Origin of the sequence: Serratia surfactantfaciens (genome assembly GCF_001642805.2) — a bacterium.
Classification (GTDB): domain Bacteria; phylum Pseudomonadota; class Gammaproteobacteria; order Enterobacterales; family Enterobacteriaceae; genus Serratia; species Serratia surfactantfaciens.
Genome location: NZ_CP016948.1, coordinates 1,771,060 through 1,785,061, shown reverse-complemented (window position 1 = coordinate 1,785,061; position 14,002 = coordinate 1,771,060). Strand labels below are relative to the sequence as shown.

General features: G+C 55.0%; 12 protein-coding genes and 4 pseudogenes. 4 read left to right on the top strand and 12 right to left on the bottom strand.

Translation table 11 applies throughout. From position 1 onward, the window contains the following. Positions 1–255 precede the first annotated feature (255 nt). Positions 256–690, bottom strand: a complete 435-nt coding sequence (locus ATE40_RS08555; protein ID WP_063919434.1) for a VOC family protein — start codon at positions 688–690, stop codon at positions 256–258. 17 nt (positions 691–707) lie between these two features. Beyond that, positions 708–1,577, bottom strand: coding sequence for a helix-turn-helix domain-containing protein (locus ATE40_RS08550; RefSeq protein ID WP_019456321.1), 870 nt, complete (start codon positions 1,575–1,577; stop codon positions 708–710). Positions 1,578–1,756: 179 nt separating this feature from the next. Between ATE40_RS08550 and ATE40_RS08545 the strand changes: the two genes are divergently transcribed. Continuing rightward, on the top strand, positions 1,757–2,674 hold the full coding sequence (locus ATE40_RS08545; protein WP_063919433.1) for a DMT family transporter: 918 nt from the start codon (positions 1,757–1,759) through the stop codon (positions 2,672–2,674). 54 nt (positions 2,675–2,728) lie between these two features. After that, entirely contained in the window at positions 2,729–3,625 is an 897-nt protein-coding gene (locus tag ATE40_RS08540; protein ID WP_063919432.1) for a PhzF family phenazine biosynthesis protein, read from the top strand. Between the two features lie 49 nt (positions 3,626–3,674). On the opposite strand, the gene ATE40_RS08535 is transcribed toward ATE40_RS08540, so the two are convergent. The 6 genes from ATE40_RS08535 to ATE40_RS08515 form a co-directional block, all read right to left on the bottom strand. Next, positions 3,675–4,205 (bottom strand): imm11 family protein, encoded by a 531-nt coding sequence (locus ATE40_RS08535; RefSeq protein WP_063919431.1) that lies wholly within the window; start codon positions 4,203–4,205, stop codon positions 3,675–3,677. Positions 4,206–4,216: 11 nt separating this feature from the next. Then, the gene (locus ATE40_RS24480) at positions 4,217–4,972 is read right to left on the bottom strand and encodes a macro domain-containing protein (protein WP_084799140.1); all 756 of its coding nucleotides are present in this window, start codon (positions 4,970–4,972) and stop codon (positions 4,217–4,219) included. 154 nt (positions 4,973–5,126) lie between these two features. After that, positions 5,127–5,528, bottom strand: a complete 402-nt coding sequence (locus tag ATE40_RS08530) for a hypothetical protein (RefSeq protein WP_244889073.1) — start codon at positions 5,526–5,528, stop codon at positions 5,127–5,129. A 12-nt stretch (positions 5,529–5,540) separates the two neighbouring features. After that, a complete protein-coding gene (locus ATE40_RS08525; RefSeq protein WP_063919619.1) occupies positions 5,541–5,960 on the bottom strand; it encodes a hypothetical protein in 420 nt (139 codons plus the stop codon). Positions 5,961–6,163: 203 nt separating this feature from the next. After that, a complete protein-coding gene (locus ATE40_RS08520; protein ID WP_232094285.1) occupies positions 6,164–6,550 on the bottom strand; it encodes a hypothetical protein in 387 nt (128 codons plus the stop codon). 329 nt (positions 6,551–6,879) lie between these two features. Next, positions 6,880–7,994, bottom strand: a protein-coding gene (locus ATE40_RS08515) for an IS3 family transposase (RefSeq protein WP_156785452.1) whose coding sequence is annotated in 2 segments (ribosomal slippage) — positions 6,880–7,730 and positions 7,730–7,994 — 1,116 coding nt in all. Because the reading frame shifts where the segments join, the coding sequence is not laid out codon by codon here. Here ATE40_RS08515 and ATE40_RS24920 point away from each other — a divergent pair. Both ATE40_RS24920 and ATE40_RS25060 read left to right on the top strand, forming a co-directional pair. Beyond that, positions 7,984–8,244, top strand: a pseudogene (locus ATE40_RS24920) (RHS repeat-associated core domain-containing protein); the annotation flags it as partial. The gene ATE40_RS08515 and the pseudogene ATE40_RS24920 overlap by 11 nt on opposite strands. A 182-nt stretch (positions 8,245–8,426) precedes the next feature. Further along, a pseudogene (locus ATE40_RS25060) lies at positions 8,427–8,531 on the top strand (transposase); the annotation flags it as partial. A 329-nt stretch (positions 8,532–8,860) separates the two neighbouring features. Here ATE40_RS25060 and ATE40_RS25085 read toward each other — a convergent pair. From ATE40_RS25085 to ATE40_RS08495, 4 genes and pseudogenes are all read right to left on the bottom strand, one after another. After that, positions 8,861–8,986 (bottom strand): annotated as a pseudogene (locus tag ATE40_RS25085) (replication initiation protein); the annotation flags it as partial. 139 nt (positions 8,987–9,125) lie between these two features. Beyond that, positions 9,126–9,434, bottom strand: a pseudogene (locus ATE40_RS08500) (RHS repeat-associated core domain-containing protein); the annotation flags it as partial. Positions 9,435–9,520: 86 nt separating this feature from the next. Further along, positions 9,521–9,787: an immunity protein TriTu family protein gene (locus tag ATE40_RS24110; protein WP_071891985.1), complete on the bottom strand. Its 267-nt coding sequence runs from the start codon at positions 9,785–9,787 to the stop codon at positions 9,521–9,523. Continuing rightward, positions 9,772–13,989 carry a TreTu family toxin gene (locus ATE40_RS08495; RefSeq protein WP_244889071.1) on the bottom strand — a complete coding sequence of 1,406 codons (4,218 nt, stop codon included), beginning with the start codon at positions 13,987–13,989 and terminating at the stop codon, positions 9,772–9,774. The genes ATE40_RS24110 and ATE40_RS08495 overlap by 16 nt, the downstream gene beginning before the upstream one ends. Between the last annotated feature and the right edge of the window lie 13 nt (positions 13,990–14,002).

Genomic DNA, 14,002 nt, shown 5'->3' with positions numbered 1-14,002 from the left:
TGGCGGAAATATAAGAATAATCTCTATTCCCATCAGGCACCTGGCGGCAAAAAAAGCGGGCGAAAAATCGCCGTAAAATGGCATGGCAATAGCGCATTCTGGCCATTGGTTTTTACGCAATGAACGGGATTACTGCTTTCAGGAAGGGAAACCACTCGGGGATTTGATGGGTCTATAGCGCAGATCGCTTTAAGCTAATGCGTATTTGTTCTTAAGCCGCCCACCGCCGGAAAATGGCGGCGAACGGCGTGGCGTTTAACGCAGCCAGGGCGTATAGGTAACGCCAACCAGCAACCCTTCCGGGCTGAGCAAACGGGTAACGCTCTGGCCCCACGGCTCTTCGCGATTGGCGACCAGCAGCCGATAACCTCGGTCGATCAGCCCCTGGGTGGCGGCCGCCATGTCGGCCACGTCAAACTCGATCCATGCCTGCGGCGCCGTGAGATCCGCCGGCCAGCAATCTTCGCCAAAGCAGGACTGCGCCGCCTGCGCCAGCGGCCACAGGGCGAAATGCTTCACGCCGTCCAGCGCGCCCGGCTCCGACAGCAGATAAGTTTCGTTGCCCGGCATCGGTTTGAGCGGCAGCCCCAGCGCCTCGACATAAAACGCCTTGCTCTCGCCGCTCTCACGCGCGATCGGCCCGAATCCGGCGACAAACAACACGCCCAGCCCGGCAAATTGTTGATCCATGCTGCTCTCCCTTCCGGTTAGCGCCCCTGCCGCACCTGCAGCGGAGCAAATCCATAGGCCGCCTTGAAGCGGTTGCTGAAATGGCTGGCGGAGCTGAAGCCGCACGCCAGCGCGATCTCGGTGATCGGCTGTTGGCTGTGGCGCAACAGCTGTTCCGCCCGTTGCAGCCGCGCGCGCATCACGAACTGATGTGGCGCCAGGCCGGTTGAATGTTTGAACATGCGGGCAAAATGGTATTCGCTCAACCCGGCCTGCGCCGCCAGATCGGCCAGCAACAAAGGCCGATCGAGGTGGCTTGCGATATATTCCCGCACCCGCTTGGCCACTGCGGGTGCCAGGCCGCCGCGCGCCGGCGGCAGCTTCCACTGCAGCTGGCTGTAGCGCTGGATCAGATGCGACATCAGCAGGTTCGACGCGCTGCTGAGCGCCAGCAAATTGGCGCTGTCACGCCAGTCGCAGTTGAGCAAAAACTGGCGATACAGCAGCGTGATCTGCGGATCTTCGCCGAAGCTGCGCTGCTCCACGTTGATCGCCGCCGGGCTGCGATCCCAGGTCTGCTCCGCCAACTGCCGCAGATGGTCATCGGTGCAGTACAGATGCACGAATGACAGATCGCTGCGCACATCCCAGGTGGAAGCGTACTGGCGCGGCATGATGCAGAAGCGATCCGGCCCGCCGCCGTTGCGCCAGCCGCCCGGCACCTGCTGGTAGCACTCGTAGCCGTCGGCGACGTACAGACTCAGGGTATGGTGATCGGCGCTTTCCTGCGTGACGCGATCGTTGCAGTTGGACCAGGCGGCCAGCTCCACGCCGGTACCCAGCAGCACGCTGCCGTGCAACCGCGCCTTGTGTTCGCGCAGTGTTTCAAACGCCTGATAGTTGGACATCGCCGGCCCCGTAGTTCGACATGCCGACAGTGTAAAGAGTGGCGCCTCGGCATGCCAGCCGCCGCCCCGCGCTTTTACCAAAAAAAAGCGCAAGAATATGCAACTGGGCGCAAAGCGCTGCAAGCGCCGCCGCGCGCCAAAGCGGATACTGCGCTATCGGTTTTTTCGGAGTAAAGAACATGAATGCGCTGTTGTACCTCGCCGTGGTGCTGATTTGGGGCACCACCTGGATAGCGATTACCCTGCAACAGGAAGGCCCGGTGGCCATTCCCGTGTCGATCGCTTATCGCTTCGCCATTTCCGCTGCGGTGATGTTCGCCGTGCTGTTGTTAACACGCCGCCTGCGCCGTATCGCCCCGCGCGATCATCTGTTCTGCGTGCTGCAGGGCTGCTGCGTGTTCGGCTTCAACTTCTTCTGCTTTTACCACGCAGCGGCTTATATCAGCAGCGGGCTGGAATCGGTGATCTTTTCGATGGCGGTGCTGTTCAATGCCCTCAACAGCCTGCTGTTTTTCCGCCAGCGCCCCAGCCCTAACCTGCTGCCGGCGGCGCTGCTGGGTTTGACCGGCATCGTGGCGCTGTTCTGGCAAGATCTGGCCGCTACCCGCATGGCACCGGAGCTGCTTAAAGGCATCGGCCTGAGCGCGCTCGGCACCTACGGCTTCTCGCTGGGCAACATGATCAGCACGCGCCATCAGCGCCGTGGGCTGGATATCTTTTCCACCAACACCTACGCCATGACCTACGGCGCGATGCTGATGGCATTGATCGCCCTGGCGCAGGGCGCATCGTTCCAGATGGAATACAGCAGCCGCTACATCGGCTCCCTGCTGTATCTGGCGATTTTCGGCTCGGTGATCGCCTTCGCCGCCTACTTCAGCCTGCTCGGCCGCATCGGCGCCGGCGCAGCGGCCTACAGCACCCTGCTGTTCCCACTGGTGGCGCTGACCATCTCAACGATTTACGAAGGCTACCAGTGGCATTTCAACGCCGTGCTGGGCCTGTGCCTGATCCTGTTGGGTAACCTGGTGATGTTCGCCAAGCCGGGGCTGAAATGGCGACGGGCGGGTATCTCAAAGCAAAACTCAACCCTTTGAAGCCATTGGCGAATATCGTTATCATCAGGTTTTGTTGATAACGGATGATGGCAAATGCTCAGAAGTGATGATGTGACACCCCGCGCCTACCAACAGGTGGACGTTTTTACCCGCACGCCGCTGCAGGGCAACCCCGTGGCGGTCGTGCTGGAGGCCGAGGGGCTGAGCAGCGCACAGATGCTGGCACTGGCCCGCTGGACCAACCTTTCGGAAACCACCTTTGTGCTTAAACCGACGCACCCGGCAGCGGATTATAAGGTGCGCATTTTCACCACCGAAAAAGAGCTGCCCTTCGCCGGCCACCCGACGCTGGGCACCGCCCACGCCCTGCTGGAAGCCGGATTGACGCCTAAACGCCCTGGAACGGTGATGCAGGAATGCGGCGTCGGCCTGGTGGCGGTCAATATCCTGCCGGAAGGCACATTGGCGTTCGCCGCGCCCGAAGTAGAGTTCCGCCCAATGGCGGCCGAAGAAACCGAACGGTTAACGGCCGCTTTACGGCCTGCAGTGATTGCAGCAGGCACCCCGCCGGTGATTGCCGAGATGGGCATTCGCTGGCTGATGGTGCGCCTGCCAGACGCGAAGTCCTGCCTGGCGGTGGCGCCGGATCAGGCCACGATTAAACGGCTGCAAACGGCTTGCGATGTGGATGGCGTGGTGGTTTATGGCGCCAGCTCCGCAACCGAGCCGGCCGATTACGAAATGCGCGCGTTTATGGTGGAATGCGGCGTTTTGATTGAAGATCCGGTAACCGGCAGCGCCAACGCCTGCCTGGCGCGCTTGCTGCAGGCCAGCCGCTTCCCCGACGGCGGCCGGACCGCGCAGGGCTACCAGGTGCGCCAGGGCACACAACTTAATCGAGATGGCCGCGTGAGCGTGCGCTTTATTGACGGCGAACCCTGGATCGGCGGGCACTGCCGCACCCTGATTAATGGCACGGTGGGTATTTAGTTTTGGGGGGAGGAAAAAGAGGATGGTGAGCATCTTTTGGGAACGTCAATTAGCAACTCTCAAAGCCTATGTTTAGCTGCTCTTCATTGCATAGGTCAACAAACTGCTGAGAGACAATTATCCTTTCACAATAGATGCTATCTCTGGCAATAAAGAACCCCCTATCACACTTATAAGCAGGCACATCAATGAGCTTGCTTCCATCTTCAAGTTCTCTGAACGTCGAGGCTTCCTCATCAATAATTGGAAAATAATTATTCACTTTACACAGAAACATCGTTTCAGTTACGTTTTCTACCGCACATTTATAGAACAACATTTCAGACGAAACCTTGCGTTCAAATACAGCCTTCGCTCTTTTTGAAAAGATTGGAATTCCGAGACTGGCAGGAAAATAGTCATGAAAATTAAAAACATCGCTACTCAAAGCGCTTGACCTTTTCCCTTTTGGCAGTAAGTAGGATAGGAACTTACCATCACCTTCATTCCAAATAAAAAAGCTGGACAATCTTGATTTTGGATCGGGAAAACAAATCAAGTTATCGCCAAACGTAAAGCTACTGAAAGTATAGAAGCTCATGTCACTCTCATTCAACCTAATTTAACGATGTTGCATTTTATTTTCTTTCTTGCTAAGCGCTCTTTGATTAGAGAAAAAATAGCATCCCAATCACCACCTCCCAATCCTGCACCAATCATAGGCAATTGTATACTAAGCCTTTCTTTTAATGCATAATCAGAAACCAGACTTAGGCATTCTTTAAGTGCTTCATATGAAACATACTGAGCATTATCATCTTTACTTTTCTTTAGTCCATCCTGAGCCAACATATTTGCAACATATATCCGCTCATTTTCGTTCACACAGATGAATTGTACACTCCCGAGTACCCACCCCCTGTTTTCAGAGAACCACTTTAAATATTCTTCTTTTACTGCTGGATAGCGTTTTGATAGAGAAACAACAAAGCCTTTTCCCCACTTACCCTTGTTATTCACAATGTGAATGATCATTTTAGATTTTGACAAAGGAATAGATGCATCACCATAACTAAAACTGACATAATCATTCAAAACATCAGGAGTGATTGTCTTATCCCATTCACTTTCAAATTCAAGACTAGTTATCAACTTTGACTCAGAAAGATCAAGCTCACTTTTCTTACCATCATAAAGTAAAAAACCTATATCTTCGTGCCACTCTTCCAAGGATGAGGATGAATAATACAAATCATTTATTATAGTTATTTGTCTTGTTGCAATATCGCCATTAAACTCAGTATAGATCCTCCCTTCACCTGAAATGAGTTCACATGTGCCTTTATAATAACTCTTATTGGATTCCACAGTTCTTTCCTCCTCCCACGGCAGATGGAATAAGTTACTTCTGACAATCAATCACCATGTTACTTACAATAACCCTCTAATTTTCAATGCCACTATAAAAAAATTCAAAGCTTCAATTAACCACTAGCATTCAATAATATCGAAATCCTTTGAACTATGAAATAAGAAAACCGAAAAAATTATTTAGTTCTAAAGACAACAGCCGCTCATTGTCACCTGCCTTATATTTTAAGAAAACCCCTGAGAACGGAGCGTTACTATAATTCACTCTAACTATCCTAACCTCCTGCTCAGTTTTAAATGACTGGGAATAAATTGACATCATGGAAAACTTATCATCCTCATCCACCTCAAACCACGGAACGATGTTTTCAACCAAATGTGAATTAACAATCCCATCATTACCGATGTAAACATCAAAAACAGCCTCACCTGATATAAAGTAAATCCTGTCATACATCGGGTGAAAAATCGGTGGTGTATCCGAATCTATGTAGTCAGTGACAACTATATCACTCACACCAAATTTAATTAAATTCTCACTGAACTCACTCATATACTCCATAAGCTAACGCCAGAATGAAAAATCAGATACGAAAATCTCGTTTATTATCAGCCCACAAGGAATATGGCTTATCGCATCGGCGACCTCATCATATGGAGGTGGGAGTATAAACGAAACACCAAAGTCATCATTAATAATGATTGAACCATTGTATATTTTCTGTGACATCGTCAGCTTGATTATATCTATCACTTTCATTCCGGGGAATATGATTCCATTGTAGCCCCCTTGATAATGAGCATTACATCCAAGTGACAAAATGACACCGTCCTTATCTGTTACGACGGTCAAGGCATTATCGACTGTATATGAATTTCGCTCACTCCCGTCAGGTAGGAAGCGGCTTTTAATCTTAACGCTAAATCTGGAGTGCATCTCATTAATATATAATGAAATATTTTCATTTAGAGCGACATTCCCCATGGAAACACCCGACACAATCCTAGCGTTAAAATCAATTATGTTAGACACCGTAATATTAAATGATTTATCAATGTGTACGGATGGATATTTCAAAATTACCAAGCCTGCTCGTTTCGATACTTTTCATTCTAGACATTTAGAACCGACTGAGAATTGTCGGCTCTAACGCAGATTTAGAAATGGTTACATTGTTAACGTGAACACTAAGAGTCAGGATAGACGACTCTATAATCCTCATCCCTATGAAGCTTAGTCCAAACTCCATCCTTCCACTTCACATCTCCATCTCTTAGTATTTTTTTTATTTTTCTCTCAAAGTCTGGATTAAAAAAATCATTAGATTTTATTTTCACGTCGATCACATGATTATCATCACAGAGAACATCCCCCAATCTATCAACTCTATCTATAACCTCTATATTACAATCATCTAGTTCTGCCTTTGCCACATAGCGCCCCTTATCATCTTCATAAGGAAGTGAAACACCAAACGCCCTTTCCAGCTTAATAAGCAGCTTATCAAATGGAATGTCTTCCAATAATAAAATACCTAATTGCCTATTCTCGTTCACAGCCACTCTCCATTTCATGAACATCCGGAACGCCCTAGCCTTCTTTGGACGTCGCCTTTTCTAGCCAGATCATCTAACTCATGGGTGTAGAACACTCTAAACCCAAATGGTTCATTTCTTAATCCTGGGAATTTCTGCCTTAACTTCGAATCGATAGACTCCTCTATTGATTTCATCCCCCCAAGCTTAGATGCGTCCCGGCGTCTGTTCCTAAACTCAGGCGAACTCGCTAAGTAATCCGACTTAATAAATCCATCAACATCGAAATCATTCATGTTAATAGGTCTAGCAATAGCAGGTTCATGGGACTTACTTATTCCACTTGCAGCACTGTAAGCACACCCGTTTTAGTTCCACGCACTTTTTGAGATTTCCGGTTTTTCGGCCATCAGCCGGTACTCCTCCGGTGTCAGGTTATTCAGGGATTCATGAGGTCGCTCGCTGTTGTATTCCATCAGCCAGTGCTCTGTGATTTCCCGCGCTTCATTCAGGGTTCTGAACAGATAAAAATCCAGGATTTCTGTCCGGTACGTCCGGTTAAACCGTTCGATAAAGGCATTCTGCGTTGGTTTTCCCGGTTTGATAAATTCCAGCATCACTCCATGCTCTTCAGCCCACTGTGCCAGCGTCAGTGAGACCAGTTCGGGTCCGTTGTCCATCCGCAATTTCAGTGGATAACCCCGGTTTGCCACTATTCTGTCTAGCACCCTGACCACCCGCTGTGCCGGGATATTCAGATCGATTTCTATTGCGAGGGCCTCGCGGTTAAAGTCATCAACCACATTGAAGGTCCGAAAGCGTCTGCCGCAGACCAGCGCATCATGCATAAAATCGATGGACCAGCTCTGGTTAAGCGCTTCCGGCGTTGCCAGTGGCGTCGGGTTACGCGCAGGTAAACGCTGTTTTCCCTTGCGACGAAAATTAAGTTTCAGCAGGCAGTAAATCCGGTGAACGCGTTTATGGTTCCAGCTGTTACCCTGCCTGCGCAGCAGCTGGAATAGCTTCTTAAAACCGTATCGCGGGTAGCGCTCTGCCAGCTCAGTCAGCACCTGGATCACCGGTTCATCGCGCCGGGTATCGGGCTGGTAAAAATAGACCGTCCTGCTCAGCGATAACGTCCTGCAGGCCTGGCGAATGCTCATGGTAAATTGCGCAGTCAGGTAACCGACGAGCTCACGCTTTATCGCTGGTTTTAAAGCTTTTTTTCGATAACGTCTTTCAGTGCCCGGCATTCAAGGCTGAGATCAGCAAACATCTGTTTGAGGCGACGGTTTTCGTCCTCTAGGTCTTTCATCTTTTTGATATCAGAGGCCTCCATACCGCCAAACTTCGCTTTCCAGTTGTAATAGCTGGCTTCAGAGATACCAGCTTCACGGCAGACATCCTTAACGGTACGTCCGGCTTCGACAGACTTCAGAACGGCAATGATCTGGTGTTCGGTGTCGCCCTTGCAATACGACACCTTCGGCAAGCTGCAGGGCCAGACGGTGGCCGGCGCGGCGAAGCGGCAGGGCGCGCAATACCAGCAGCCGCTGCGCTACGCCGGGCAATATCAGGACGACGAAAGCGGCCTGCACTACAACCTGTTCCGCTACTACGAACCCGAGGTGGGGCGTTTCACCACGCAGGATCCGATAGGGTTGCGTGGTGGGTTGAACCTTTATAGATATGCTCCAAATCCTTTGGGATGGATAGATCCTCTAGGACTTAGTGGCTTAAATAGCCTTCAGCAACAAATTGATGAGATTCTAATGGAACATCTTCCTGCTATACAGAAGATAGATCCAAACGCAACCGTTGGATATAGAGGTAGTGTGTAAGCATCCCGGTAAACCGAACCATTCACTTTTAGAGATCTTCCTACATACTGATTATGTCCTGTGAGGAGATCACCATGCGTAAAGCCCGATTCACCGAACACCAGATCATTGCCGTTCTGAAGTCTGTCGAAGCCGGACGTACCGTTAAGGATGTCTGCCGTGAAAGGGCGACACGCGAATTCGATATCAAGCTTCAGGACTGCAGCGAGCCTCAGACACTGGCCGTCGTTTTACACAATCAACTCACTGGCTCACCTTCACGGGTGGGCCTTTCTTCGGTAGAAAATCAAAGGATCTTCTTGAGATCCTTTTTTTCTGCGCGTAATCTGCTGCTTGCAAACAAAAAAACCACCGCTACCAGCGGTGGTTTGTTTGCCGGATCAAGAGCTACCAACTCTTTTTCCGAGGTAACTGGCTTCAGCAGAGCGCAGATACCAAATACTGTTCTTCTAGTGTAGCCGTAGTTAGGCCACCACTTCAAGAACTCTGTAGCACCGCCTACATACCTCGCTCTGCTAATCCTGTTACCAGTGGCTGCTGCCAGTGGCGATAAGTCGTGTCTTACCGGGTTGGACTCAAGACGATAGTTACCGGATAAGGCGCAGCGGTCGGGCTGAACGGGGGGTTCGTGCACACAGCCCAGCTTGGAGCGAACGACCTACACCGAACTGAGATACCTACAGCGTGAGCTATGAAAAAGCGCCACGCTTCCCGAAGGGAGAAAGGCGGACAGGTATCCGGTAACCGGCAGGGTCCGAACAGGAAACCGACGAAGGGACTTCCAGGGGGAAACGCCCCACCTCGGGTTCGTAGTAGCGGAACAGGTTGTAGTGCAGGCCGCTTTCGTCGTCCTGATATTGCCCGGCGTAGCGCAGCGGCTGCTGGTATTGCGCGCCCTGCCGCTTCGCCGCGCCGGCCACCGTCTGGCCCTGCAGCTTGCCGAAGGTGTCGTATTGCCCGGACCAGCACAGGTTGCCCGCCGCGTCGGTCACCTCCAGCAGCGCGCTGTTCAGATAGGTGTAATACCCGCATATATTCGCCGGGCGACTGTCGCCCGCCTGCTCCAGCGCCGCCAGCGGGCTCGCCAGGTCGCTATTTAAAAGCCATCAGTGCATAAAGACGAGCATTTAAAATTAGTAAATCAAACTCAGATCAATAATCTTTATAACTAAGTTCTAAGCAACGATACAAACTCTTTAAATGCTTCTATTACAGCTTTCTCGCCTGATAATTCTCTTCGTTCATTAATTATATAGTTCCCGGTTTCAACATCAATGATCTCCAACATACAAGATGCATCATCCCACACCGTAAAACGCGCAATCTTCGTATCATCATCTATATCAACAACCAGACTATCTGTAAAATCATTAGCATTGCACTTAACTTCATAATGGCTATTAGATAAGATCCAATCACTTATTTTTTTGAGCATGTTGAAATTCCTGATTCTGTTTTATGAGCCTTAACCTCAATGTTTTTCACAGTCGGCATTTCTGGTACTGGTAGCCCCTTACGTTTGGCTAATCTCCCCTCCAACGAGTCAGGACCAACTATTTTGGCCCAGCCTTCGTTGGTCTTGATTAAAGATCGTTCGGGCACTTCGAATTCAACGTACATAGTACCCGGTTTAGCTTGTTTTCCAAACGCATCAATATTTGCAGGTGATGCTACATGGGTTGTTCCCGTTGTGCTTTGCACAACCTTACCTGTGGAAACCATTTTTTCGTATTCTGCCGGTCCCATCCAGCGACCAACAGTAACCTCAGTCAACCCAAACGGATCCACCCACATCAGCGGGTTCGGCGCATACTGATAAAGGTTCAACCCACCACGCAACCCTATCGGATCCTGCGTGGTGAAACGCCCCACCTCGGGTTCGTAGTAGCGGAACAGGTTGTAGTGCAGGCCGCTTTCGTCGTCCTGATATTGCCCGGCGTAGCGCAGCGGCTGCTGATATTGCGCGCCCTGCCGCTTCGCCGCGCCGGCTACCGTCTGGCCCTGCAGCTTGCCGAAGGTGTCGTATTGCCCGGACCAGCACAGGTTGCCCGCCGCGTCGGTCACTTCCAGCGGCGCGCTGTTCAGATCGGTGTGATACCAGTAAATATCCGCCGAGCGGCTGTCGCCCGCCTGCTCCAGCGCCGCCAGCGGGCTCCACGGGCTGGCCGGATCATAGCTCCAGCTGCGGCGGCTGCCGTCGTCGCGCTGCTCCTGCAGCAACCGGTAGCCCTGCCAAAGGAAACGGGTCGTCTGTTCGGTTTTGCCCCTGTAGCGCACCGTTTTGCGGCTGCGGCGGCCCAGCGCATCGTAATGGTACTGCGCGTCGAACTCGCCCTGCGGGCCGCGGCCGTGCGCCTGCACCAGCCGGTTGTCGGCGTCGTAGCGGTAGTGCTGTTCGTACAGGCCGTTACGCCGGCTGATCAGGTTGCCCCAGGCGTCGTAACGATAAAACAGTTTTTGCCAGTGCGTCAGGCGGTTGTTGGCGATCGGCGCCAGTGGCAGGTGCGCGTCGATGTCACTCTGCGGGCTGCGCTCGCCCAGCAGGTTATCCGCCAGATCGTACACCAGCCGTGCGCCCGGTTTGCCCTGATTGGGTTCGCGGTGTTGCAGCAGGCGGCCTTCGGCGTCGTAACCGTAATGCACTTCGCCGCGCAGCGCGTCGCTCACCCCGGCCAGCTCGCCGCGGCCGGTGTAACGATAGGCGCGCCACAGCACGCCGTCTTCCGGCCGGGTCAGTTTATCGTGGCCGAAGGCGCTGCTCTGCCAGCTGCGGCGGCCCATGGCGTCGTAACGCCGCTGCTGCTGCAGCGCGCCCTGGCTGCGGCCGGTTTCCCGGTGCAGGCGATCGCGGGTGAATTCGCTCACCACCTGCTGGTTGAATTTGATGGCGCTGGCGTGGCCGGAGCCGTAATACAGCCACTGCAGGCGATCGCCCTGCGGCAGGGTCAGCGCCTGCAGGTTGGCCAGCGCATCCCATTGGTATTGCAGCTCGCCGTTCACGCCCTGCTCGCCGAGCAGTCGCCCGGCGGCGTCATAGCGCATCTGCACGCTGTCCGGCTCGATGCCCAGCGCCGCGCCGCTCGCCGTCGGCAGGCGGTTCAGCTCTTGCAGCCGCCCCATGGCGTCGAAGCGGTAATGCCATTCCGCGCTGGCGTTGCCGCGCCAGACCAGCTGCCCCGCCTCGTCGAAGCGGAAGCGCTGTTCGCGCTGCGTCAGCTCGCCTGCGCTGCCCGGCTGGCCGACCTCCCGGTGCTCCTCCAGCAGCCCGGCCGCGCCGTAGCGATAATAGTGGCGGGTGTCGTCCGGGCGCTCTTCGGCCAGCACGCGGCCGACTGCGTCATAGCTGAAGCGATATTCGCCGCCGTTGCCGTTCTCCAGCCGCGTCAGCCAGCCCTGCGGGCTGTAGTGATAGCGCCGGGTGCGGTTGATGCGATCGGTGATGCTGACCGGCAGCCCCAGGGCGTTGTACTGCCAGCGGGTCAGGCTGCCCAACGCATCCTGATGCTCGGCTAACTGGCCGTGCGCATTCCAGTTAAAGCGCTCTTCGCCACCGTCCGGGTGGATCAGGGTGTGCAGGCGCCCGCCGTTATCCCACCGGTAATAGGTCTGATGGCCTTCGGCATCGGTCTGCGTCGTCAGTTGCCCCAGCGCATCGTAGGTATAAGCCGTGACGCTGCCGGAACAGTCGGTGTAGCGCGTCAGTTGGCCGCGGGCATCCCACTCCAGCTTCACTTCCCCGCCCAGCGCGTCGATCACACTAGCGGGCAGGCTCTCTTCGTCATCCGGATAGCGGTACAGCGTGGCGTTGCCCAGCGCATCGACATAGCGCGTCGGGCGCCCCAGCGTGTCCCAGTGCTGCGCTTCGCTGCTGCCGTCCGGGTACGCGACGGCGAACAGCCGGCCGCTGTTGCGCGAATATTGATAGCGCGTCACGCGGCCAAGCGGATCGGTCTCCGACAGCAGGCGGCCGTAAGGATCCCATTCGCTCTGGCGCTGCGCGCCGCCGGGCAGCAGCACACTGCACAGCTCGCCGCGTTGGTAGATAAAACCGTAGCGGCGCTGGTCGAAATCGGTGTACTGCGCCACGTTGTCGTCGTCATCCAGCCGCCACTCCGCCCGTTTGCCGTCGCCGCGCACTGCGCTGCGGCGCCCGCCGGCGAAGTCGTAACCGAACTCAAGGGATTCCCCGGCGCTGTTGCGGTAGGCCGTCACGCGCGGCACGCCGTCGATCTCTTGCCATTGGTATTCGTTCAGCAGCCCGGCGGCGTCCTGGTGGCTGATCATCAGGCCGTCGCGCCAGCCAAAGCGCCGCGTCACCTCACCGGCGCGGTTGCTCACCGTCGTCAACTGGCCCTGCTCATCGTAACCGTAGCGCGCCAGCGTTCGTTCACCGTCGGCGGTTTGCAGCGCCACTTCGCGCAGGCGGCCCTGTGTATAGCGGCACATCAGGCGCTGCCCGGCGCTGTCCACCAGTTCGCTCAGCAGCCCCTCGTCGTCGTAGAACAGCGAGGTGGCGTTGCCGATGGCGTCGGTGATCATACTGAGCCGGCTCGGCTGGTCGCCCGCCAGCGGCGGATAGTGGAAAATCTGTTCGCCGACGTCAAACAGCTGCCAGCTGCCGTCGTCGTTGTGCATCAGCCAGCATTTTTCGGCTTCGCAGTAGGTTTTATGGCCGCGCGGCACCTGCGGGAAAGCGACGAAGTCGCCGGAAGGCGCACGCCACACCAGGCCGTCCTGATAAGGCTGCAGGCTGCTCTCCCAGAACAGGTTCCAGCCGCGGCCCAGTACGCTGTCGCCGGGGTTGCCGCTGCGCCAATAGCGCTGCCAGGCAACCGGCAGCCGCGAAGGCAGCACGAAATCGAGATCGTCTTCGCCGTCGAGGAATTTTTGGCCGCTAACGATATCCACCGGCCGGGCGATAATGCCCACGGCAGCGGTGGCGGTCATCAGCGTGCCGGCGCGGCAGGCGATGCGCGCCAGTTTGTTGATGCCGGGCAGCTTGCCCAGCAGTTTGCCCAATGCCCCCAGCTTACCGGCGGCGCCGCCCACACCGCCCACCAGGCCGGCGAACAGCAGCGTCAGGTCAGAGACCTTATACAGCCAATCCGGCACTTCGGGCTTGATCGGCAAGGTGGTGACGGTGCCGCCGCCGATAAACACGTTGGGCGAGCCTTCCATCACCTGCGCGTCGCAGTTGGTTTTGTCCCCCACGCGCGAGGCGGGCTGGCCGTTGATGCTGACCTTGTCGGAGCCCTGCGCCATCTGCATGCTCGGGCCGTCGTCGCTGCAGGCTACCTGGCTGTTGGTGGCGAGCGCGGCGGGTTTGCCGTTGATGAAAACGTTGGGGGAGCCGGTGACGATATTGCCTTTGGGGGTCAGGCTACCGGCACCGGCATCGGCAATGCCGTCGCGCGCCGCGGTGGCCGCCTCCCCGGTGAGATACCCCACCGCCAGGCTGGCGCCGATGAGCAGCACGCCGACGCCGATACAGGAAGCCGCCAGGCCGGCGACGAACAGCGCCCCCGCTGCCACCGCGCCTGCGGCGGCGATCAGGCCGCCGACAATCGTGCCGGCAATCATGCCGGCCAGGGCATGGGAATGCCCGATAATATCGCCGACGCGAGCCGCTTCGGTCATCGTAAGGTCCTTT